This is a genomic window from Patulibacter defluvii (genome assembly GCF_034096925.1).
GTDB lineage: Bacteria > Actinomycetota > Thermoleophilia > Solirubrobacterales > Solirubrobacteraceae > Patulibacter > Patulibacter defluvii.
Genome location: NZ_JAWZSQ010000033.1, coordinates 25,326 through 44,852, shown reverse-complemented (window position 1 = coordinate 44,852; position 19,527 = coordinate 25,326). Strand labels below are relative to the sequence as shown.

At 75.6% G+C, this 19,527-nt stretch carries 19 protein-coding genes and 1 pseudogene; 7 read left to right on the top strand and 13 right to left on the bottom strand.

The genetic code is table 11. The annotated features are described in order from the left end of the window. From SH587_RS22800 to SH587_RS22780, 5 genes and pseudogenes are all read right to left on the bottom strand, one after another. A pseudogene (locus SH587_RS22800) lies at positions 1-311 on the bottom strand (hypothetical protein); the annotation flags it as partial. A gap of 81 nt (positions 312-392) precedes the next feature. Next, complete coding sequence (gene ilvC, locus SH587_RS22795; RefSeq protein WP_320672963.1) at positions 393-1,394, bottom strand: ketol-acid reductoisomerase; 1,002 nt, start codon at positions 1,392-1,394, stop codon at positions 393-395. Positions 1,395-1,481: 87 nt separating this feature from the next. Further along, the gene (locus SH587_RS22790; RefSeq protein WP_320672962.1) at positions 1,482-2,354 is read right to left on the bottom strand and encodes a class I SAM-dependent methyltransferase; all 873 of its coding nucleotides are present in this window, start codon (positions 2,352-2,354) and stop codon (positions 1,482-1,484) included. A 21-nt stretch (positions 2,355-2,375) separates the two neighbouring features. Further along, a complete protein-coding gene (locus tag SH587_RS22785) occupies positions 2,376-2,957 on the bottom strand; it encodes a DUF1707 SHOCT-like domain-containing protein (RefSeq protein ID WP_320672961.1) in 582 nt (193 codons plus the stop codon). A gap of 13 nt (positions 2,958-2,970) precedes the next feature. Further along, positions 2,971-4,278 carry a class I adenylate-forming enzyme family protein gene (locus SH587_RS22780; protein ID WP_320672960.1) on the bottom strand — a complete coding sequence of 436 codons (1,308 nt, stop codon included), beginning with the start codon at positions 4,276-4,278 and terminating at the stop codon, positions 2,971-2,973. A 131-nt stretch (positions 4,279-4,409) separates the two neighbouring features. On the opposite strand from SH587_RS22780, the gene menB reads away from it, so the two are divergent. The 5 genes from menB (at position 4,410) to SH587_RS22755 (ending at position 8,753) form a co-directional block, all read left to right on the top strand. Next, positions 4,410-5,306, top strand: a complete 897-nt coding sequence (menB, locus tag SH587_RS22775; protein ID WP_320672959.1) for a 1,4-dihydroxy-2-naphthoyl-CoA synthase — start codon at positions 4,410-4,412, stop codon at positions 5,304-5,306. A gap of 20 nt (positions 5,307-5,326) precedes the next feature. Then, on the top strand, positions 5,327-6,256 hold the full coding sequence (locus tag SH587_RS22770; RefSeq protein ID WP_320672958.1) for a 1,4-dihydroxy-2-naphthoate polyprenyltransferase: 930 nt from the start codon (positions 5,327-5,329) through the stop codon (positions 6,254-6,256). A 45-nt stretch (positions 6,257-6,301) separates the two neighbouring features. Beyond that, positions 6,302-7,357 (top strand): mandelate racemase/muconate lactonizing enzyme family protein, encoded by a 1,056-nt coding sequence (locus tag SH587_RS22765; protein ID WP_320672957.1) that lies wholly within the window; start codon positions 6,302-6,304, stop codon positions 7,355-7,357. Between the two features lie 45 nt (positions 7,358-7,402). Continuing rightward, a complete protein-coding gene (locus SH587_RS22760; protein ID WP_320672956.1) occupies positions 7,403-8,284 on the top strand; it encodes a deoxyribonuclease IV in 882 nt (293 codons plus the stop codon). Between the two features lie 223 nt (positions 8,285-8,507). Next, positions 8,508-8,753: a peptidoglycan-binding domain-containing protein gene (locus SH587_RS22755; protein WP_320672955.1), complete on the top strand. Its 246-nt coding sequence runs from the start codon at positions 8,508-8,510 to the stop codon at positions 8,751-8,753. A gap of 8 nt (positions 8,754-8,761) precedes the next feature. On the opposite strand, the gene SH587_RS22750 is transcribed toward SH587_RS22755, so the two are convergent. After that, positions 8,762-9,505 carry an alpha/beta fold hydrolase gene (locus SH587_RS22750; RefSeq protein ID WP_320672954.1) on the bottom strand — a complete coding sequence of 248 codons (744 nt, stop codon included), beginning with the start codon at positions 9,503-9,505 and terminating at the stop codon, positions 8,762-8,764. A gap of 57 nt (positions 9,506-9,562) precedes the next feature. On the opposite strand from SH587_RS22750, the gene menD reads away from it, so the two are divergent. After that, positions 9,563-11,383, top strand: coding sequence for a 2-succinyl-5-enolpyruvyl-6-hydroxy-3-cyclohexene-1-carboxylic-acid synthase (gene menD, locus SH587_RS22745; protein WP_320672953.1), 1,821 nt, complete (start codon positions 9,563-9,565; stop codon positions 11,381-11,383). Here menD and SH587_RS22740 read toward each other — a convergent pair. Genes SH587_RS22740 through SH587_RS22725 form a run of 4 tightly spaced genes read right to left on the bottom strand, consistent with a single transcriptional unit; the run spans position 11,380 to position 15,022 of the window. After that, on the bottom strand, positions 11,380-12,312 hold the full coding sequence (locus tag SH587_RS22740) for an MBL fold metallo-hydrolase (protein ID WP_320672952.1): 933 nt from the start codon (positions 12,310-12,312) through the stop codon (positions 11,380-11,382). The two genes, menD and SH587_RS22740, sit on opposite strands and share 4 nt — an antisense overlap. A gap of 41 nt (positions 12,313-12,353) precedes the next feature. After that, complete coding sequence (locus SH587_RS22735) at positions 12,354-13,013, bottom strand: glutathione S-transferase family protein (RefSeq protein WP_320672951.1); 660 nt, start codon at positions 13,011-13,013, stop codon at positions 12,354-12,356. A 48-nt stretch (positions 13,014-13,061) separates the two neighbouring features. Next, positions 13,062-14,324, bottom strand: a complete 1,263-nt coding sequence (locus SH587_RS22730; RefSeq protein WP_320672950.1) for a CynX/NimT family MFS transporter — start codon at positions 14,322-14,324, stop codon at positions 13,062-13,064. Further along, positions 14,321-15,022, bottom strand: coding sequence for a FadR/GntR family transcriptional regulator (locus SH587_RS22725; RefSeq protein WP_320672949.1), 702 nt, complete (start codon positions 15,020-15,022; stop codon positions 14,321-14,323). The genes SH587_RS22730 and SH587_RS22725 overlap by 4 nt, the downstream gene beginning before the upstream one ends. 69 nt (positions 15,023-15,091) lie before the next feature. On the opposite strand from SH587_RS22725, the gene SH587_RS22720 reads away from it, so the two are divergent. After that, positions 15,092-15,682: an HDIG domain-containing metalloprotein gene (locus tag SH587_RS22720; protein ID WP_320672948.1), complete on the top strand. Its 591-nt coding sequence runs from the start codon at positions 15,092-15,094 to the stop codon at positions 15,680-15,682. 7 nt (positions 15,683-15,689) lie between these two features. Here the strand turns inward: SH587_RS22720 and SH587_RS22715 are convergent, their stop codons facing one another. The 3 genes from SH587_RS22715 to ilvB form a co-directional block, all read right to left on the bottom strand. Next, positions 15,690-17,153, bottom strand: a complete 1,464-nt coding sequence (locus tag SH587_RS22715) for an isochorismate synthase (protein ID WP_320672947.1) — start codon at positions 17,151-17,153, stop codon at positions 15,690-15,692. Between the two features lie 85 nt (positions 17,154-17,238). Continuing rightward, positions 17,239-17,790: an acetolactate synthase small subunit gene (ilvN, locus tag SH587_RS22710; protein WP_320672946.1), complete on the bottom strand. Its 552-nt coding sequence runs from the start codon at positions 17,788-17,790 to the stop codon at positions 17,239-17,241. Positions 17,791-17,793: 3 nt separating this feature from the next. Then, the gene (gene ilvB / locus SH587_RS22705) at positions 17,794-19,488 is read right to left on the bottom strand and encodes a biosynthetic-type acetolactate synthase large subunit (RefSeq protein WP_320672945.1); all 1,695 of its coding nucleotides are present in this window, start codon (positions 19,486-19,488) and stop codon (positions 17,794-17,796) included. Positions 19,489-19,527 lie beyond the last annotated feature (39 nt).

Genomic DNA, 19,527 nt, shown 5'->3' with positions numbered 1-19,527 from the left:
GGCGTCACCGCCAGCGGCCGCGGCGGACGCGGGCGCGGCGCCGGCGGGTCGTCCGCCCGCTGGTCGGCCAGCCGCTGGAGCGCGACGGCCAGGGCCTCGGCGGTGGCGGCGGCCGACGGCTCGTCGCCGGCCCTCCGGGCCTCGGCCACCAGCCGCTCGACGGCCGGGGCGGCAGCGCCGCGCGGGCGCTCGTCGGCCCCGGCACGCGAGGTCAGCACCGACCCGGAGGTCAGGACCGAGCCGACCTCCAGCAGCGAGCTGCGGGTGAGCACGCTGCTGGGTCGTGGCGCGCGATCGTCGGGATCCCCCATCGCGGGCGATCCTGCCACACCGATCGCGGGCCGGCGGGCGGGGCGGGCGCGGCCGACGCCGCACGACCGCCCCGAGCGGGATCAGCCCTGGGCGAAGCCGCCGTCGTCGATCCAGTCCATCTGCTTGCGCAGCTCCTTGCCGGTCAGCTCGAGCTGGGTCTTCGCCTGCTCCTCGCGGAGCCGGTTGAAGTTCTCGTTGCCGGCGCGGTTCTCGGCGATGAACTCGCGGGCGAAGGTGCCGTCCTGGATCTCGCCCAGGATCCGCTTCATCTCCGCCTTCGTCTCCTCGTTGACGACGCGCGGGCCACGGGTCAGGTCGCCGTACTCGGCGGTGTTGGAGATCGAGTACCGCATCCCTGCCAGGCCCTTCTCGTACATCAGGTCCACGATCAGCTTCAGCTCGTGGAGGCACTCGAAGTAGGCCATCTCCGGCGGGTAGCCGGCCTCGGTCAGGGTCTCGAAGCCGGCCTGGACCAGCGCCGAGGCGCCGCCGCAGAGGACGGCCTGCTCGCCGAAGAGGTCGGTCTCCGTCTCGTCCTTGAAGGTCGTCTCGAAGACGCCGCCGCGGGTGCAGCCGATGCCCTTGGCGTAGGCCAGGGTCAGCGCCTTCGCGTTGCCGGTCGCGTCCTGGTGGACGGCGATCAGGCCCGGGACGCCGGAGCCCTCCTGGTACTGGCGGCGGACCAGGTGGCCCGGGCCCTTCGGCGCGGCGAGCGCGACGTCGACGTCGGCCGGCGGCTGGACCTCGCCGTAGAGGACCGAGAAGCCGTGGCCGAAGAGGACCAGGTTGCCGGGGGCGATGCCGTCCTTGACCTCGTTCTCCCAGACGTCGCGGTGCAGCTCGTCCGGGACCAGGATCTGGACGATGTCGCCCTTGCTGGCGGCGTCGGCGATCGAGAGCACCTCGAGGCCGGCGTCCTTCGCCTTCTGCGCCGAGGAGGAGCCCTCGCGGAGGCCGACGACGACGTTGACGCCCGAGTCCTTGAGGTTCTGGCTGTGGGCGTGGCCCTGGGAGCCGAAGCCGATGATCGCGACGGTCTTGCCGTCGAGCAGCGTCAGGTCCGCGTCGTCGTCGTAGAACATAGGCGCGGAGTCTACGCGCGCGGAAAGCCGGGCCGCCGTGCGCCTGTCCGGGAACCCGTCCGAACGTCTGGTATCCCGCCCAGCGGCTCAGGCGTCGGCGGCCGCCACCAGCACCGCCCCGGGCACCGCCACCGCGCCCTCGGGGCCGTCCGGATCGGGGAAGGCGGCGAAGGCCGCGTCGATCTCCGCCTCGACCGCCGCCCGCTCGTCGCCGTCGAGCGCGGCCAGCGCCGTGCTGGCGACCCCGGACAGCTCCAGGAACCGCTGCCGCTGGGTCGCCGCGTCGGACGAGCGGTAGACGATCTCCAGCCGCTCGACCTCGGGCAGCACGAAGCCGGCGCCGCCGAGCAGGTCGAGCAGCCGCTCGCGGTCGCCGAGCGCGAACGGGTGGGTCGAGGAGCCCGGCCACTCGGCCAGCGCGCCGTGGGCGAGCAGGATCTCGATCGGGGCCCGGAACCAGGGGTTGTCCTCGTAGCGGTCCCAGACGGCCAGCGCGATCCGGCCGCCGGGGCGCAGCACCCGCCGCGCGTCGCGCAGGGCCGTCTCGGGGTCGGGCACCAGCATGTAGCCGAACCGCACCAGCAGCCCGTCGATCGAGGCCGCCGACATGTCGAGCCATTCCAGCTCCATCGGCGTCGCCTCGACGTTGAGGATCCCCCGCTCCTCGGCGTGCCGGCGGGCGGCCGCGACCATCGCCTCGGCGCCGTCGGCCAGGATCACCCGGCCGCCGGGGTGGACCAGCTCGGCGGCCAGCAGGCCGGTGTCGCCGAGGCCGGCGGCGGCCTCCAGCACCACGTGGCCCGGCTGCGGCGAGATCGCGTCGACCATCCACTGCGAGATCGGCTCGAAGGCGGCCTGCTGCCAGGAGCGCAGCCGCTCCCAGGCCGCGGCCTGGCGCTCCCAGGCGGCGCGGCTGGCGGCCCGCTGCTCGTCGAGGTCCGGATCGGGGGCGTCGCTCACCGCCCCATCGTCGCACGCGGCTCAGCGACGGCGGCCGCGATGGCGATCGCGACGGTGGTGGCCGTGGCGGCCGGGGCCGAGGGCGTGCCCGCCGTGGAGGGCGCGACCGCGGTGGCGGCGCTCCTCGCGCAGCCGCTCCAGCTCGCTGCGCGGATCGCCGCCGGGGCCGAGCCCGCGCCACGAGGTGCCGACCACGCCGGCGCCGGTCCCGACGATCACCCAGATCGGCCAGAAGTGGCCGTCGGCGCCGGTCGCCAGCCAGATGATCACGCACAGCAGGCTGATCGCCGCGGCGCCGCCGCCCTTCTGCCACAGCTGCGCCTTCAGCTCCTCGCGCGCCTCGGCGTCGGGACGACGGGCCGGCGGGTCCTCGTCGCGCAGGACCGGCAGGTCGGCGGTCAGCGCGGCCAGGTCGTCGACCGTCTTCGCGTTCAGCGTCCCGGTCAGCCGCTGCTCCAGCTCGTCGGCGTCGAGCCGGCCGGCGGCGGTGTGCCGGCGCAGGGCCTCGATCACCCGCTCGCGGTCGGCGTCCGACGCCCGCAGCGCCGGCGGGCCGGCCGGCGGGACGGAATCGCCTGCGGGCTGCTGCTCGCCATCCACCATCGCGGCTCCAAGCCTAGAGCTCTCGCCGCAGCAGCTTGCCGGACGGCGTCCGCGGCAGCCGCTCGACGACGTCGATCTCGCGCGGGAGCTGGTGGCGGGCCAGCGCGCTCGCCAACCGCGCCCGCAGCGCGTCGAGGTCGATCGTCGCCCCCGGCGCCGCCACCACGTGGGCGCAGACCCGCTCGCCCCACTGCCGATCGGGCCGGCCGAAGACCGCCGCCTCGACCACGTCCGGGTCGGCCTCGATCACCCGCTCGACCTCGAGCGGCAGCACGTTCTCGCCGCCGGTGATGATCGTGTCGGCCTTGCGCCCGGTCACCCGCAGGTGGCCGCGGGCGTCGAGCGCGCCGAGGTCGCCGGTGTGGAGCCAGCCGTCGTCGCCGATCGCCGCCGGCGAGATCGTCGGCCCGCGGACCAGCAGCTCGCCGTCGGCGGCCACGGCGACGGTCGTGCAGAAGAGCGGCGGGCCGAGCGTGGCGATCTGGCTGCACGCCTCGGACATCCCGTAGGTCGGCGCCACCGGGACCCCGGCCGCCGCGGCGTCCTCCAGCAGCCCGCCCGGGATCGACGCCCCGCCGAGCAGCGCCCAGCGCAGCGCCGAGGCCCCGCCGGGACCGCCGCGGAGGCCGCCGTCGAGCAGCCGCCGCAGCGTCGTCGGCACCAGCGAGACGACCGTCACCGCGCCCGCGGCCGGGTCGCGGCCGTGGAGCGCGTCGAGCACCCGCTCGGTGTCCCAGCGCTCGTGGACGACCGCGGTGGTGGCAGCGATCGCGCTCCGCAGCAGCACGCTGAGGCCGCCGACGTGGTTCAGCGGCAGCGCGCACAGCCAGCGCTCGTCGGGCGGGCAGCCGAGCGTCGCCGCCGACCCGATCGCGCTCCACAGCCAGTTGCCGTAGGTCAGCGGGATCGGCTTGGCCGCGCCGCTGGTGCCGCTGGTGTGGACGACGATCGCGGTCGCGTCGAGGTCGTGGTGGTCGAGCAGCCGCGCGGCCGGGTCCGGGACGACGGCGTCGAGGTCGACCGTCGCGTCGAGCAGCGCCGCCGCGCCGGCCGACCGCCGCTCGCGCTCGGCCGCCGGCAGCGCCGGGTCGAGCGGGACCGCGATCGCGCCGATCCGCAGCAGCGCGTGCAGCGCGATCACGAACGGCTGTCCCGGCGGCAGCGCCAGCACCACCCGCTCGCCCGGCCCCGCACCCAGCCGCCAGAGCCGCCGGGCGGCGTCGTCGACCGCCGCCAGCAGCGCCCGGTAGGGCACCCCGACCAGCGCCTCGTGGTCGGGCCGGCGGGCCGCCGCTCGCACGATCCAGGACTGCACCAGCACGCCGCCGGACGCTAGACCCTGGGCCGGAGGAACGCGGCCCGGCGGGGCCTGGCCGCCGCCCGGCGCCCGCTCGCACTAGCGTTCAAGCGGTCGACCGGGGTCCCCCGGTCCCACCGATCGCGAGGAGCCCCGTGCCCGACGCTTCCTGGACGCCCGCCGGCGACTACACCGACATCCGCTACGAGCTCTCCGCCGACCACGGACCGGAGCTGGAGCCCGGGGCCGGGCCGAGCGCCGGCTCGATCGCGAAGATCACCATCGACCGCCCGGAGGTCCGCAACGCCTTCCGGCCGCAGACGATCATCGAGATCTCGCAGGCGATCGAGCGGGCGCGCGAGGACCCGAGCGTCGGCGTGATCGTGCTGACCGGCGAGGGCCCGCTGGCCTTCTGCTCCGGCGGCGACCAGCAGGTCCGCGGCGACTCCGGCTACCTGACCGACCCGGACAACCCCGACCGCCAGCCCTCCGGGGCCTCGGTCGGCCGCTTCCACGTCACCGACCTGCAGGTCCAGATGCGCCGCTGCCCGAAGCCGATCGTGGCGATGGTGGCCGGCTACGCGATCGGCGGCGGCCACGTCCTGCACCTGCTCTGCGACCTGACGATCGCGGCCGACAACGCCCGTTTCGGGCAGACCGGGCCGAAGGTCGGCAGCTTCGACGGCGGCTTCGGCGCCTCGGTCCTGGTCGACGCGGTCGGGCCGAAGAAGGCGAAGGAGATCTGGTTCCTCTGCCGCCAGTACTCGGCCCAGGAGGCGCTGACGATGGGCCTGGTCAACACCGTCGTGCCGCTCGAGCAGCTGGAGGCGGAGACCGTCCGCTGGTGCGAGGAGATGCTGGCCAACTCGCCGTTCGCGCTGCGACTGCTGAAGGCCAGCTTCCACGCCGCCGAGGACGGCTACGCCGGGCTCCAGCAGCTGGCCCACGACACCAACCTGCTCTTCTACGGCAGCGAGGAGGCGCAGGAAGGACGCGACGCCTACAAGCAGAAGCGTCGCCCCGACTTCTCGCGCTTCCCGAAGCGCCCCTGATCCCCCGTCCCGATCGCCCCATGAGCACCCACGCCGACCACGTCGCCGACGCCGCCACCCCGCGGCCGAGCCCGCTCCGGATCTGGTTCCTGGCCGCCCGCCCGAAGACGCTGCCGGTCGGCCTGGCGCCGGTCCTGGTCGGCACCGCGCTGGCCATCCACCAGGACGCCTTCCGGCTCGGCGGCTTCCTCGCCGCGCTGCTCGGCGCGCTCTTCATCCAGGTCGGGGCGAACCTCTCCAACGACTACTCCGACGCCCGCCGCGGGGCCGACACCGAGGACCGGCTCGGCCCGCTGCGGGTGACCGCCGGCGACCTGGTGCCGCCGCAGCAGGTGCTGATCGCGACCTGGGTCAGCTTCGGGATCGCGGTCGTCTGCGGCATCTACCTGATCGCGACCGTCGGCTGGGTGATCCTGGCGATCGGCGCCGCCTCGATCGTGGCCGGCGTGCTCTACACCGGCGGCCCGCGGCCGTACGGCTACGAGGGCCTGGGCGAGCTGTTCGTCTTCCTCTTCTTCGGCCTGGTCGCGGTCACCGGCACCCACTACGCGCTGGCCGAGCGGTTCGACGGGACGGCGCTGGCGCTGGCCGTGCCGGTCGGGCTGATGGCCTCGGCGGTGCTGGTGGTCAACAACGTCCGCGACATCGACACCGACCGCCGCGCCGGCAAGCGGACGCTGGCCGTGCGGCTGGGCCGCGAGCGGACCCGCCAGCTCTACGCCGTGATGCTCGGCGGCGCCTACGTGCTGGCCGCGCTGATCGGCGCGATCGACGAGGAGCTGTCGCCCGCGCTGCTGCTGGTGCTGCTCTGCGCGCCGCTGGCGGTGCGGCTGGCGCAGCAGGTCCGCTCGCACGTCGACGGGCCGACGCTGAACGCCGCGCTGGCCGGGACCGGGCAGCTCGAGCTGCTCTTCTGCGTGCTGCTGTCGGCCGGGATCCTCGTCTCGTAGCGGGTCGGGCGACCGCCGCCGGCCGCGCCCCGTACGCTCCCCTCCGTGGATCTGCGCATCCAGGAAGTGGCGGTCCGGCTCTCGCAACCGGTCCGCGCCGCGTGGGGAGAGATCGCCGAGCGGCGGATGCTGCTGGTCGAGATCGAGGACGAGGACGGGATGGTCGGCTACGGCGAGGCCGCCCCGCTCGAGCCCTACGACGGCGTCTCGCTGGAACGCTGCCGCGAGGCCCTGGAGGCCTGTCGGCGGGCGCTGCGCGAGGTCACCAACGGCAGCGGTGCGACGGCGCTCGAGCGCTGCCGCACCGTCACCGACCTGCCGCATGCGCTGGCCGCCGTCGACCTGGCGCTGTGGGACCGCGCTTCGCGGCGCGAGCAGCGCTCGGTCGCCTCGATGCTGACCGAGGAGCCCGCCAACTGGGTCCCGGTCAACGCCACGATCGGCGCCCAGGATCCCGCCGACGCCGCCGAGAGCGCCCGCGAGGCCGCCGACGCCGGCTTCGAGACGGTCAAGGTCAAGGTCGGGCTCGACGACGACGAGGAGCGCGTCCGCGCGGTCCGCGAGGCGATCGGCCCCGACGTCGCGCTGCGGCTCGACGCCAACGGCGCATGGTCGACCGGCGAGGCGATGACCGCGATCGGCGCCCTCTCCCCCTACGGCGTCGAGCTGGTCGAGGAGCCGGTCCACGGGATCAGCGACCTGCGGCTGATCCGCGACCGGCTGCCGGTGCGGGTGGCGATGGACGAGACCGCCGACGAGCCCGGGGCGATCGCCTCCGGCGCGGCCGACGTGGTGGTCCTGAAGATCGGCCGCAGCGGCGGGATCGGCGGCCTGCTGGCGCGCGCCGCGCTGGCCCGCTCGACCCGCGCCGACGTGCTCCTGGCCTCGACCTGGGACGGGCCGCTGGGCGTCGCCGCCGCGGTCCACGCCGCGGCCGCGCTGAAGCTCCGCGACGCCTCCGGCCTGGCGACCCTGACGCTCTTCGAGCCGGCCGCGCTGGACGCGGTCGGGATCGGCGACACCAGCCTCGGCGAGCTCGCCACGCGGCTGATCGCCCGCGACGGCACGATCAGCGTCCCGCGCGGCGTCGGCCTGGTCTGAGGGCGGCGGCCGGGCGCCGCGGCCGCCCCGCTATCGTCGCCCGCCATGCCCAGCGACCTGCCCCTGATCGGCCTCCACGTCTCGCCCGCCGGCGGGCTTCCGAAGGCGGTCGAGCGGGGCGTCGAGGCCGGCTGCGAGGCGATCCAGATCTTCAGCCAGTCGCCGCGCCGGTGGGCGCCGACGAACCACAGCGAGGAGTCGATCGCGGCCTTCCGCGAGGCGCTCGCCGCGTCGCCGATCGAGTCGGTCGTGATCCACGCCCTCTACCTGGCCAACGCCGCCACCCCCGACCCCGAGCTGCGCGAGAAGTCGCTGGCCGCGATCACCCACTCGCTGCGGGTCGGCGACGCGATCGGGGCCGACGGCGTCGTCCTCCACCCCGGCTCGGCCAAGGACGGCGACCCGGCCGAGGGGATCGCCAACTGCGCGTCGGTCTTCCGCGAGGCGCTGGCCGAGTCCGACCACTGCCCGCTGCTGCTGGAGGACACCGCCGGCGCCGGCGGCACCCTCGGCCGCTCGTTCGAGGAGCTGCACGCGCTGCTGGAGCAGAGCGGCGGCGACCCGCGGATCGGGCTCTGCCTCGACTCCTGCCACCTGCTGGCGTCCGGCTACGACGTCCGCACGGCCGGCGACCTCGACGACGTCCTGGCCCAGGCCGACGCCTCGTTCGGGCTCGACCGGCTGCGCTGCATCCACGTCAACGACTCGCAGACGCCGCTCGGCTCGAACCGCGACCGCCACGCCCCGCTCGGTGAGGGCGAGATCGGCGAGGCCGGGATCGCGGCGATCCTCAGCGAGCCGCGCTTCGGCGGGCTGCCGGTGATCTTCGAGGGGCCCGGCACCGAGGGCAAGGAGCCGAACGCCGCCGACATGGCGATCGCCCTGCGGCTGCGCGACGAGGGCCGGGCCGCGCGCGGCCTCGGCTGAGCCCCGCAACGGTCGATCTGCGTCGCCACGGCGCAGGTTTGACCAACTCCAGTCCTCGCACATAGCTGGCCTTGAGGTGGCCGCGGCAGGATGGATCTCGATCGATTCCCCTCCCCCAGGAGTCATCGAGTTGCCACAGCCCTCCGCCTCCCCCGCCAGACGCCTCACCCGTCCCGCTCAGCGCGTTCGCGACGCGGCCCGGCCGATCGCCGTCGCCTCCGTCGTGGCCCTCTCGAGCACCGGCCTGGGGATGGTGGCCGTCCCCGCCGCCCAGGCCAGCCGGGTCCAGCAGCGGTTGGTGCACGAGGGCTTCCTGTCCGCCTCCGACGTCAGCGGGCGCTACGACCCGCGGACCGGCGCGGCGGTCGCCCGCTGGCAGGCCGCTCGTGGCCTGCGGGCGGACGGCATCGTCGACAGCGCGACGGCCGAGCGGCTCCTGGGGATCCCCCACACCAGGAGGACCCGATGAGCGACACCTCAGCCCAGCGCGCCCAGCGCCTCAGCCACCGCCGCCGGCGCCTCGCGCAGCAGGCCATGGCCAGCGCCGGGAACAACGACCTCGCCCGCCGGCTGCGCCGCAAGCTCGACGACGCGACGCGCGATGTCGCAGTAGCGGCGGTCGCGAGCGCCGACGACGACCGTCAGCGGAACCGCAAGCGTCGCAAGTCGGTGCCACACCGCGGGTACCGCGCCCGGCCCCAGACCGCGTAGCGTCGCGGCCATCCCCTCGGCGTCGGCGGCGGCGATCTCCGCCCGCTGGGCGGCCTTGACCTCGGGCGGATCCCCCTCCCAGAGGGGCATCCGCCCCCAGCGGTCGGCGAACGCCTCGCTGCCGTTCTCCAGCAGCCAGGCGGCCTGCAGCTCGTCGGACATCCGCCGCGAGGCCCGCTCGTGGTCGCCGGGCGTGCCCGGCGTCGAGGAGATCAGCACCAGGTGGCCGATCCGCTCGGGCTCCTCCAGCGCCAGGTGCAGCGCCATCCGGCCCCCGAGCGAGTAGCCGGCGAGCGCCACCGGGCCGTCGGCCGCGACCTCGTCCAGATCCTCGCGCAGGTCGTCGAGGATCCCGTCGAGGTCGATCGGCCGCTCCGCCACCCGGCGGCCGTGGCCGCGCAGGTCGACGGCCCGCAGCCGCAGCCGCGGATCGATCCGCCGGGCGACCCCATCCCAGGACCGGGCGGAGCCGCCGAACCCGTGCAGGGCGAGGATCGTCGTGGGCGCCATCGCCCGGACAGGCTGCCAGAGCCGACGCCGGCGCGCGCTCTCTGGCACCCTCGAACCGTGACCGACGCGCCCGACGACCGTCCCCCTGCGTCCTCCGCGCCCGCCCGCGACGGCCACGGCAGCCGGGTGCTGCTGGCGGTGCTGGTCGACGAGCTGGTCCGCGGCGGCGTCCGCGACGTGGTGACCTCGCCGGGGTCGCGCAACGCTCCGCTGGTGGCGGCGCTGACCGCTCACGGCGCGCTCCGCGCCCACAGCGTGATCGACGAGCGGGCAGCCGGGTTCGTGGCGCTGGGACTGGCGAAGGCCGGCGGCCGCCCGGTGGTGGTCTGCTGCACGTCGGGCAGCGCCGTCGCCCAGTACCTGCCGGCGGTGGTCGAGGCCCACCACGGGCGGATCCCGCTGATCGTGCTCAGCGCCGACCGGCCGGCCGAGCTGCGCGACGTCGGGGCCGGGCAGACGATCGAGCAGCCGGGGATCTTCGGGACCAGCGTCCGCTGGGCCCAGGAGCTGGCGCTCGACACCGCCGACCGCGCCGGGGTCCGGTTCGTGCGGGCGCTGGCGGCGCGGATGCTGGAGGCGGCGACCGGCGGCGGGCGCGGTCCCGGGCCGGTCCACCTGAACCTGCCGCTGCGCGAGCCGCTGGCCCCCGGACCCGAGCCGGTGGCGCTGCCGGCCGGCGCCGAGGGCCGGCCCGACGGCGTTCCCTGGGTGCGGCGGTCGGGGGCCGGCGGCGCGCCCGACGAGGCGGCCCTGCGGCGGACGGCCGAGCTGCTGCTGCGCCACCCGCGGGCGCTGGTGGTGGCCGGGCGCCACGAGCACGATCCCCAGGCCGGGCCGGCGCTGGCCGCGCTCTGCGAGCTGCTGGCGCTGCCGCTGCTGGCCGACCCGCTCTCCGGCGCCCGCCGCGGACGGGCGGCGATCGCCCGCTACGACGCGCTGCTGCGGCTGACCGACGGCGGCCCGCCGACGCCGGAGCTGGTGCTGCGGATCGGCGACCTGCCGACCAGCAAGCCGCTGCGACGGTGGCTGGCCGCGCTGCCGGCCGACGTCCCCCAGGTCCACGTCCGCGACGACGGCGCCTGGCAGGACCCGGACGGCGCGCTCAGCGACGTGGTGATCGCCCGCCCGCGGCTGCTGCTGGAGGCGCTGGCGCCGCGGCTGGCCAGCGGCCGGCCCGACCCGGCCTGGCTGGCCGCCTGGCAGGCGCTCGACGTGGCGACGGTCGCCGCCCAGGACCGGGTGCTCGACGGCGAGGCCGGCGACGACGATCCGCCGACCGAGCCGTGGCTGGCCCGCGAGCTGCCGGCGCTGCTGCCGCCGGCCGCGACGCTGCTGGTCGCCGCCTCGATGCCGATCCGCGACGTCGAGGCGCTGATGGCCCCCCGCGACCAGCTGCGGGTGCTGGCCAACCGCGGCGCCAACGGGATCGACGGCACGCTGGCGACCGCCTGGGGCCTGTGCCTGGCCCGCGACCCCGGCGACGGGCCGGTGGTGGTGCTGCTCGGCGACGTCGCGCTCCAGCACGACGTCGGCTCGCTGCTGGCCGCCGGCCGCGCCGGCGTCGACCTGACCGTGGTGGTGGTCGACAACGACGGCGGCGGGATCTTCCACTTCCTGCCGATCGCCGAGGGCCGCGACGAGCGGATCGAGCGCCACGTGATGACCCCGACCGGGCTCGACGTGGCGGCGCTGGTGGCGGCCGCCGGCGGCACGCTCCACCCCGTCCCCCGCCGTGGCGACCTGCTGCCGGCGGTGCGGGCCGCGGTCACCGAGCCGGGCCTGTCGGTGCTGCACCTGCGGACCGAGCGGGACGCCAACCGCGAGCTGCACCGGGAGCTGGAGCGGGCGGTCCGCGACGCGCTCGCCGGCGGGGCCTAGCCGGAGCGCGGCTCCAGCAGCGGCAGCGAGGCCAGCTCGATCTCGCGGCTGACGGCGGCGATCTCGTCCGGGAACGCGGCCAGCTGGACGCCCTTCGAGAAGCCCATCGGCGCCTCGAGCGGGCGGAAGAAGTCGTCGAAGTGGCTCGGCACCACCGTCTGCGGCCGCAGCCGCCCGAGGATCCGCGGCCAGTAGTCGCGGGTCACGCTGCGGCCGGCGATCCCGGCCAGGAACAGGTCGACGTCGCGGTGGCGGATCGCGTCGTCGATCAGGTCGGCGCTGCCCTGGTGGTAGATCCGCAGCCCGGCGACCTCGACGTGGATCCCGAAGACCTGGCCGCAGCGGTAGGCGCTCGGGGCCAGCCGGTCGACGTGCTCGCAGGTCAGCTCGCCGTCGAACGGCACCTTGCGACCGAGCAGCAGCTTCGAGTGGCGGCTGGGGACGAAGGTGACGACGAACGGCCCCAGCTCGTAGGGCCGGTAGGGCTCGACCTCTCGTGCCTGCTCGCCGAGCCCGTGCAGCCGCATCAGCTGGGTCAGCGACGACGAGCCGAGCACCGGGCAGCCGTGGCGGCGGGCGATCGCCGGCGCGTCGATCGCGTGGTCGAAGTGGGTGTGGCCGATCAGGATCCCGGCCAGCGCGCCGACCCCGGCCAGGTGGCGGTCCTGCCGGGTCGGGTCGGGCAGCGCCCGCCGCCGCAGCAGCACGTCACGGATCGGCACCCGCGACAGGTAGGGATCGATCAGCAGCGCGTGGCCCTCGTGGTCGATCCGGTAGCCGGCGGTGCCGAGCCAGGTGATCCGCAGGCCGCGGGGCAGGGCCAGCGGCCGCTGCTCCAGCTCGGCGCGGACCTGGTGGTCGTCGCGGGCCGCCTCCGCCCCGCCGGCGAGGCCGCGGAGGAGGGCGGCGAGCGGGCGCGGCGACGGCATCGGCGGCAGTCTCCCAGCCGGGCGGGCCGGCCGCGAGCCTTCTAGCCCTGCGGGCGGGCGGCGACCCGCGCGACCCAGGCGGCCAGCCGCGGGTGGCTGTCGGCGTCGAAGCCGCCGTGCTCGTGGAGCACCCGGTGGAAGGGGTCGCCGTCGGCCGGCGGCGGCGCCTGGACCCCGTAGCGCAGGAACGGGTAGGCGGTCACGTCGCAGATCCCGAACGCGTCGCCGCCGAGGTGGTCCTGGCCGTCGAGCCGCCGCTCGAACCGCCCCAGCCAGGTCCGCATCCGCTCGCCGTCGTCGGCGACCGCCCGCCGCTCGCCGTCGGTCAGCCGCTCGAGGTCGAAGCCGACCGGGCCGAGCAATGCCGCCAGCCGGTTCGGCGGGCCCTTCCAGACCTCGTTGAAGCGGTGGCAGAAGACGTCGGCGAGGGCCGCGTCGCCCGGGTCGGCGGGCCACAGCGGTGGCGTCGGCCAACGCTCCTCGATCCAGGCCAGGATCCGCGGCGAGTCGGCGATCACGCGCTCGTCCCCGAGGTCGACGGCGACCGGCACCAGCTCCTGGCCGCTGACCTCGCGGACGGCCCGGCGGTCGTCGGGGTCGACGTCGACCCACTCGACCGCGAGGCCCTTGTGGCCCGCCGCCAGCGCGACCCGCTCGACGTTCGTGGAGAACGGGATCCGGTAGACGCGGAGGTCGGCCATGGGCGGATCGTACGGACCGCGAGGGCGGGCGCCCTCGCGGCCTCGGGCTCAGGCGGCGGTCGCCGGTGCCGCCGCGGCCGCCAGCGCGTCGGCGCCGAGCGGCTGGCCGACGGTCCGCCGCCGGCCCGCTCCGAGCCCGGCGACGGTCAGCGGCACCAGCAGCACCATCAGGGCCACCAGCGGCGCGGTCCAGCCGCCGGAGACGTCGTGGAGCGCGCCGAGCGCGAACGGGCCGCCGGCGGCCAGCAGGTAGCCGACCGTCTGGGCCATCCCCGAGAGCGCCGCCGCGTGCTCGGGGTCGGGGGTGCGGAGGACGATCATCGTCAGCGCCAGGCTGATGCCGGCGCCCTGGGCGAACCCGAGCAGCGCCATCCACAGCGGCCCGGCCGCGGTCGGGGCGATCAGCAGCCCGCCGGTGCCCACCACGTAGAGCGCGGCCGTCGCCGCCACCAGCCGCCGCTGGTCGAGCGAGCGACCGGCCACGATCGGCACCACCAGCGAGCTGACGGTGCCGAAGATCGTGGCCAGGGCCAGCATCAGCCCGGCCCGCGACTCGGAGAAGCCGTGGTCGGCGAAGATCGTCGGCAGCCAGGCCGCGGCGGCGTAGAACTGGAACGACTGGAGGCCCATGAAGAGGGTCACCTGCCAGGCGACCGGGTCGCGCCAGAGCGAAACCGGGGCCCCGCCGCCGCCGGCCTTCGGTCGCGGCGTCGACGCGGCGCTCGCGTCGGTCGCCGGCGCCGGCCGTCGCCGCAGCCGCAGCCAGGCCGCGGCGGCCACGACCGCCGGCACCGCCAGCAGCGCCCACAGCGCCAGCGTCGTCCGCCAGGGGCTGTCGAGGCCGTCCTGGAGCGGGATCGTGATCGCCGCCGCCAGCGCCCCGCCGGCGCTCAACGCCATCGCGTAGACGCCCATCGCCAGCCCGGTCGCGTGGCCGAGGTCGCGCTTGATCATGCTCGGCAGCAGCACGTTGGCGATCGCGATCGTGCCGCCGATCAGGACCGTCCCGGCGAACAGCACCGCCATGCTCGACGAGAGCCGGACGACGATCCCGACCAGCAGCAGCACCAGCGCGCCGAGCAGCACCGGCTCCGCCCCCAGCCGCCGGGCCAGCCGCGGGGCCAGCGGCGCCAGCGCGCCGAAGCAGAGCACCGGCAGCGTCGTCAGCAGGCCGGCGGTCGCGCCCGACATCCCGGTCTGCTCGCGGATCCCGTCGAGCAGCGGCGAGACGGCGACGATCGCCGGCCGCAGGTTGACGGTGATCAGCACGATGCCGACCAGCAGCACCACCGTCCGCGCGCGGGAGCTCATGCGCCGCCGTCCTCGCTGTCGCGGTCGTACTGCTCGCGGGCGGCCTGGAGCAGCCGCTCGGTCGCGCGCTCGGCGGCGCCCGGCGAGCGGCGGCGGATCGCCGTCACCAGGTCGGCGTGGGCGCGGGTCACGACGCCGTCCTCGAAGCCGGCCCGCTCGACGGCGGCGATCGTGGTCAGCATCGTCTCGGTCAGGTGGCCGTAGAGCTCGATCAGCAGCGCGTTGTGGGTCGCCGCCACCACCGCCTGGTGGAGCGCCACGTCGGCCTGGACGAAGCCGGCCCGGTCGCGGGCCTGGCGGGCCGCGCTGCGGCGGGCGAGGGCGGCGTCGATCGCGGCCAGGTCGTCGTCGGTCCGCCGCTGGGCCGCCAGCCGGGCGGCGTCGCGCTCGAGCCCGCCACGGACCTCGAACGCCTCGAGCACGCTGGTGCGGGCGACGCAGCGCTGGAGCGCCGCGTTCAGGTCGCTGGTCGCGCGGACGTAGGTGCCGTCGCCCTGGCGGGCCTCCAGCAGGCCGGCGTGGACCAGCGCCCGTACCGCCTCGCGGACGGTGTTGCGGCCGACGTCGAGCTCGCGGACCAGCTCCGGCTCGGGCGGGATCCGCGTGCCGACCGGCCACTCGCCCGACGCGATCAGCGTCTCCAGCTGCTCGATCACCTGGGCGGTGAGGCTGGGGCGGGCGGTCGACTGGAGCGGCACGGTGGGATCATCCTAACATCCCATGTTTCCGGCTGGCCGCATACCGGCCCGGCCTGATAGAGGTGGGCCATGCCGCGCACGATCCCCCGTGACGAAGCCTGGACGCTGCTGCAGGAGTGGGTCGCCTCGCCCTCGCTGCGCCGCCACTGCCTGACCGTCGAGGCCGCGATGCGGGCCTACGCCGAGCAGACGCCGGAGGCCGACGTCGAGCTGTGGGGCGTGACCGGGCTGCTGCACGACGCCGACTACGAGCGCCACCCCGACCTGGAGACCGGCCACCCGCGGCTGATCATGGCCGAGCTGGAGCGGCGCGACGCCCCGCCGGAGATGGTCCGCGCGATCGCCTCGCACGCCGACTACCTGGGCGTCCCGCGCGAGAGCCCGCTGGAGCGGACCCTGTTCGCCGTCGACGAGCTGTGCGGGTTCGTCGTCGCCTGCGCGATGGTCCGGCCGCAGGGGATCCACGGGCTGACCCCGAAGTCGGTCCGCAAGAAGCTGAAGACCGCCTCGTTCGCGGCCGCCGTCGACCGCGAGGCGGTGACCGCCGGCGCGGCGCTGATCGGGCGCGAGTTCGCCGACCACGTGGCGTTCGTGATCGCGGCGATCGAGCCGCTGGCCGCCGAGCTGGAGCTGGAGGGCGAGGCCGGCGCGGCGGCCTGATCCAGGCTCAGCCGGCCAGCAGCGGCAGCAGCGCCTGCAGCTTGGCCTCGGTCTCGGCCAGCTCCGCGGCCGGGTCGGAGTCGGCCACCACGCCGACGCCGGCGAAGCAGCGGGCCAGCTCCGGCTCCAGCAGCGCCGAGCGCAGCGCGACGCAGAACTCGCCGTCGCCGGCGCTGTCGGTCCAGCCGACCGGCCCCGCGTACCAGCCGCGGTCCATCCCCTCGAGGGCCGGGATCAGCGGCAGCGCGACCGGCTCGGGGAAGCCGCCCACGGCCGGCGTCGGGTGCAGCCGCCCGGCCAGCTCGACGACCGGGATCGGCCGCGCCAGCTGGGCCCGGATCGGCGTCGCCAGGTGCTGGACGCTGGCCGCCTGGACCACCTGCGGCTGCTCGGCGGCGGTCGTCCAGAGCGCCAGCGCGTCGAGCCGGCCGAGGATCCGGCGGACGACGATCGCGTGCTCGCCGCGGTCCTTCGCCGACCGCATCAGGTGCTCGCCGAGGTGCCGCTCGACCGCCGGGTCGCTGCTGCGGCGGGTGGTCCCGGCCAGCGCCAGCGTGGCCAGCCGGTGGCCCTCGCGGCGGACCAGCAGCTCGGGGGTCGCGGCGACGAAGGTCCGCTCGCCGCGGCCGACGGCCAGCACGCAGCAGCCGGCGTAGGCCTCGCGCATCACGCCCAGCACCGCCGCCGGGTCGGGCGAGCGCCAGCCGGGCCGGCCGCTGACCTGGACCTCGCGGGCGAGGACGATCTTCTCCATCTCCCCCGCCCGGATCCGCTCGACGCCGCGGGCGACCGCCTCCTCGTAGTGGGCCGGCGGCAGCGCCGAGACGACCCGGCCGCGGTGGACGGGATCGGGGTCGAGCAGCGGCGGGCGGGCCGGTGCCAGCGCGGCGACCCGGTCGAGGGCGGCGTCGACCAGCGCCTCGGGCTCGCCGTCGGCGGTCACCCGCAGGGCGACGGTGGCGCGGATCCGGCCGCCGCGGCCGGCGATCCCCAGCAGCGGCACGTGCAGCGAGGCGGCCGCGTAGCCGTCCCAGGCCGGCGTGGTGGCGCCCTCGTCGGTGAAGGCGAAGCCGCCGACGGCCAGCAGGCCCTCGCCGTCGAGGCCGGTCCCGAGGTCGCCGACCGCGTCGGCGCAGAGCGCCTCCCAGCGGCGGGCGACGCGGGCGAAGCGGTCGGCGCCGGCGGCCTCGATCGCCTCGACCACGCCCAGCGTCGCGACCACCCGGCGGTCGCGGTCGCGCTGCTCGAAGACGGTCCACGGCTCGCCGGGGACGCGCCCGCAGGCGACGACCGCCGACGGGTCGACCGCCGGGTCGACGTCGACGGTGACCGAGGCCAGGACCGCGTCGCGGTGGCGGCGGCGGGCCCGTTTGCGCGCCTCGCGGGCGTGGCGCAGCAGCCGCTCGCGGTCGCCCGCGGTCAGGCGGACGGCCGGGAGCTGCGCGCTGTCGCGACCGGCGAGGGACGGCATCGACCCACAGGATCGCACCTCCGCCGCCGCCGGGGCGGGGCGTCGGTCACGGAGCCCGGCGGGCGGCCGGGCCCCGGGCCGAGGCTCAGGTCTCCTCGCGCCCGCGCGAGATCGCGACCTCGCCGGTGCGGATCATCTCGACCAGCCCGTAGGGCCGGACCAGCCGCTCGAAGGCCTCGATCTTCGCCCGCTCGCCGGTGATCTCGACGATGATCGAGCGGCGGCCGACGTCGACGACCTTGCCGCGGAAGACCTCGGCCAGCTCGCGGATCTCCGAGCGGGTCTGGCCGTCGCAGCTGACCTTGAAGAGGGCCAGCTCGCGGGCGACGGTCTCGTCCGGCTCGAGGTCCTTGATCTTGAGGACGTTGACCAGCTTGTGCAGCTGCTTGACGACCTGGTCGATCGGGTGCAGCGCGCCGTCGAGGGTCAGCGTGATCCGCGAGATCCGCTCGTCGTCGGTCGGGCCGACCGAGAGCGTGTCGATGTTGAAGCCGCGGCGGGTGAAGAGGCCCGAGACGCGGGTCAGGACGCCGGGCTTGTTCTCGACCAGGATCGAGAGCACGTGCTTGCGGCCGGTGCGGATGTTGCCGGCGGCCTCGAGCTCGTCGAGGCTGAGGATCTCGTTCGTGTCCACCATCGCTCAGCCCACCATGTTCCGCGCCGGCTCGCCGGGCGCGATCATCGGGTACACCTTCTCGTCGCGCGTCACCCGCACGTCGATGAACGCCGGCCCCTCGGCCTCGATCGCGGCCCGCAGGTCGTCCTCCAGGGTCCGCGCGTCGGTCAGCCGGACGCCGCGGATGCCGTAGGCGTCGGCCAGCTTCACGAAGTCGGGCGAGGCCTCCTCGCCGCCGAACGTGTTCATGTCGACGTGGCTGTAGCGCTCCTGCCAGAACAGCTCCTGCCACTGGCGGACCATGCCGAGGAAGCCGTTGTTCAGGCAGACGACCTTGATCGGCAGGTTCTCCTGCTTGATCGTGGCCAGCTCCTGGATGTTCATCTGGATCGACCCGTCGCCGGTGACGACGACGGTCGTCCGCTCGGGGTCGCCCATCTGGGCCCCGATCGCCGCCGGCAGGCCGAAGCCCATCGTGCCGAGGCCGCCGGAGTTGACCCACCGGCGGGGCTCGGGGAAGTGGTAGTACTGCGCCGCCCACATCTGGTGCTGGCCGACGTCGGAGCAGACGATCGCGTCGCCGCCGGTGACGCGGTACAGGGTCTCGATCACGCTCTGGGGCTTGATCTCCCCCGGCTCGCCCGGCTCGTAGGTCAGCGGGTGGCGCTCCTGCCAGGTGCGGATCCGCTGCCACCACGGGTCGAGCCGGCTGGCGTCGGTGTCGAGTCCGCGGTACTCGTCGGCCAGGCGGGCGAGGATCTGCTTCGCGTCGCCGACGATCGGGATGTGGGCCGGGATGTTCTTCGAGATCTCGGCCGGGTCGACGTCGATGTGGATGAACTTCGCCCGCGGCGCGAACTCGGACAGCTTGCCGGTGATCCGGTCGTCGAAGCGGGCCCCGACGGCGCAGATCAGGTCGGCCTCGTCCATCGCGTAGTTGGCCGCGCGGGTGCCGTGCATGCCGAGCATCCCGACCCACTGCTCGTCGGGAGCCGGGTAGGCGCCGAGGCCCATCAGCGTGCAGGTGATCGGGAACTTGCCCGTCCGCACGAGGTCGCGCAGCTCGTCGGCGGCCCCGGCCGCGACGACGCCGCCGCCGGCGTAGATGATCGGCCGCCGCGCCGCGGCGAGGGCGCGCGCCGCCTGCTTGATCTGCTTCGCGTTGCCGGTCGTCCGCGGCTGGTAGCCGGGCAGGTGCAGGTCGGTGACCGGCTCGTAGGCGATGTCGGCCTTCGAGAGGTCCATCGGCAGGTCGATCAGGACCGGGCCGGGGCGGCCGGTCGAGGCGATGTGGAAGGCCTCGTGGATCACCCGCGGCAGCTCGCGCGGGTCGGTGATCATGAAGCTGTGCTTGACGGCCGGCATCGTGATGCCGATCGTGTCCGCCTCCTGGAAGCCGTCGGTCCCGAGCAGGTCGGTGCGGACCTGGCCGGTGAAGAAGACCACCGGGACCGAGTCCATCATCGCGTCGACGATCGGGGTCACCAGGTTGGTGGCGCCGGGGCCGGAGGTGCCGAAGCTGACCCCGACCTTGCCCGTGACCTTCGCGTAGCCCTCGGCCGCGTGGCCGCCACCCGCCTCGTGGCGGACGAGCACGTGATGGATGCCGGCGTCGACGAAGGCGTCGTAGGTCGGGAGGTTCGCGCCGCCCGGATACCCGAATACGACGTCGACGCCCTCCGCCTTCAGGCACTCCATCAGCGCATCGACTGCGCGCATCTGCCCAACCTCCCTTCCGACCGTTCTCGCCGCTTGCGT

Coding starts and splice junctions, on each gene's coding strand:
- ilvC (WP_320672963.1), bottom strand. CDS start 1,394: ATGTTCTACGACGACGACGCGGACCTGACGCTGCTCGACGGCAAGACC.
- SH587_RS22785 (WP_320672961.1), bottom strand. CDS start 2,957: ATGGTGGATGGCGAGCAGCAGCCCGCAGGCGATTCCGTCCCGCCGGCC.
- SH587_RS22770 (WP_320672958.1), top strand. CDS start 5,327: ATGAGCACCCACGCCGACCACGTCGCCGACGCCGCCACCCCGCGGCCG.
- SH587_RS22760 (WP_320672956.1), top strand. CDS start 7,403: ATGCCCAGCGACCTGCCCCTGATCGGCCTCCACGTCTCGCCCGCCGGC.
- SH587_RS22750 (WP_320672954.1), bottom strand. CDS start 9,505: ATGGCGCCCACGACGATCCTCGCCCTGCACGGGTTCGGCGGCTCCGCC.
- SH587_RS22740 (WP_320672952.1), bottom strand. CDS start 12,312: ATGCCGTCGCCGCGCCCGCTCGCCGCCCTCCTCCGCGGCCTCGCCGGC.
- SH587_RS22735 (WP_320672951.1), bottom strand. CDS start 13,013: ATGGCCGACCTCCGCGTCTACCGGATCCCGTTCTCCACGAACGTCGAG.
- SH587_RS22730 (WP_320672950.1), bottom strand. CDS start 14,324: ATGAGCTCCCGCGCGCGGACGGTGGTGCTGCTGGTCGGCATCGTGCTG.
- SH587_RS22720 (WP_320672948.1), top strand. CDS start 15,092: ATGCCGCGCACGATCCCCCGTGACGAAGCCTGGACGCTGCTGCAGGAG.
- SH587_RS22715 (WP_320672947.1), bottom strand. CDS start 17,153: ATGCCGTCCCTCGCCGGTCGCGACAGCGCGCAGCTCCCGGCCGTCCGC.
- ilvN (WP_320672946.1), bottom strand. CDS start 17,790: ATGGTGGACACGAACGAGATCCTCAGCCTCGACGAGCTCGAGGCCGCC.
- ilvB (WP_320672945.1), bottom strand. CDS start 19,488: ATGCGCGCAGTCGATGCGCTGATGGAGTGCCTGAAGGCGGAGGGCGTC.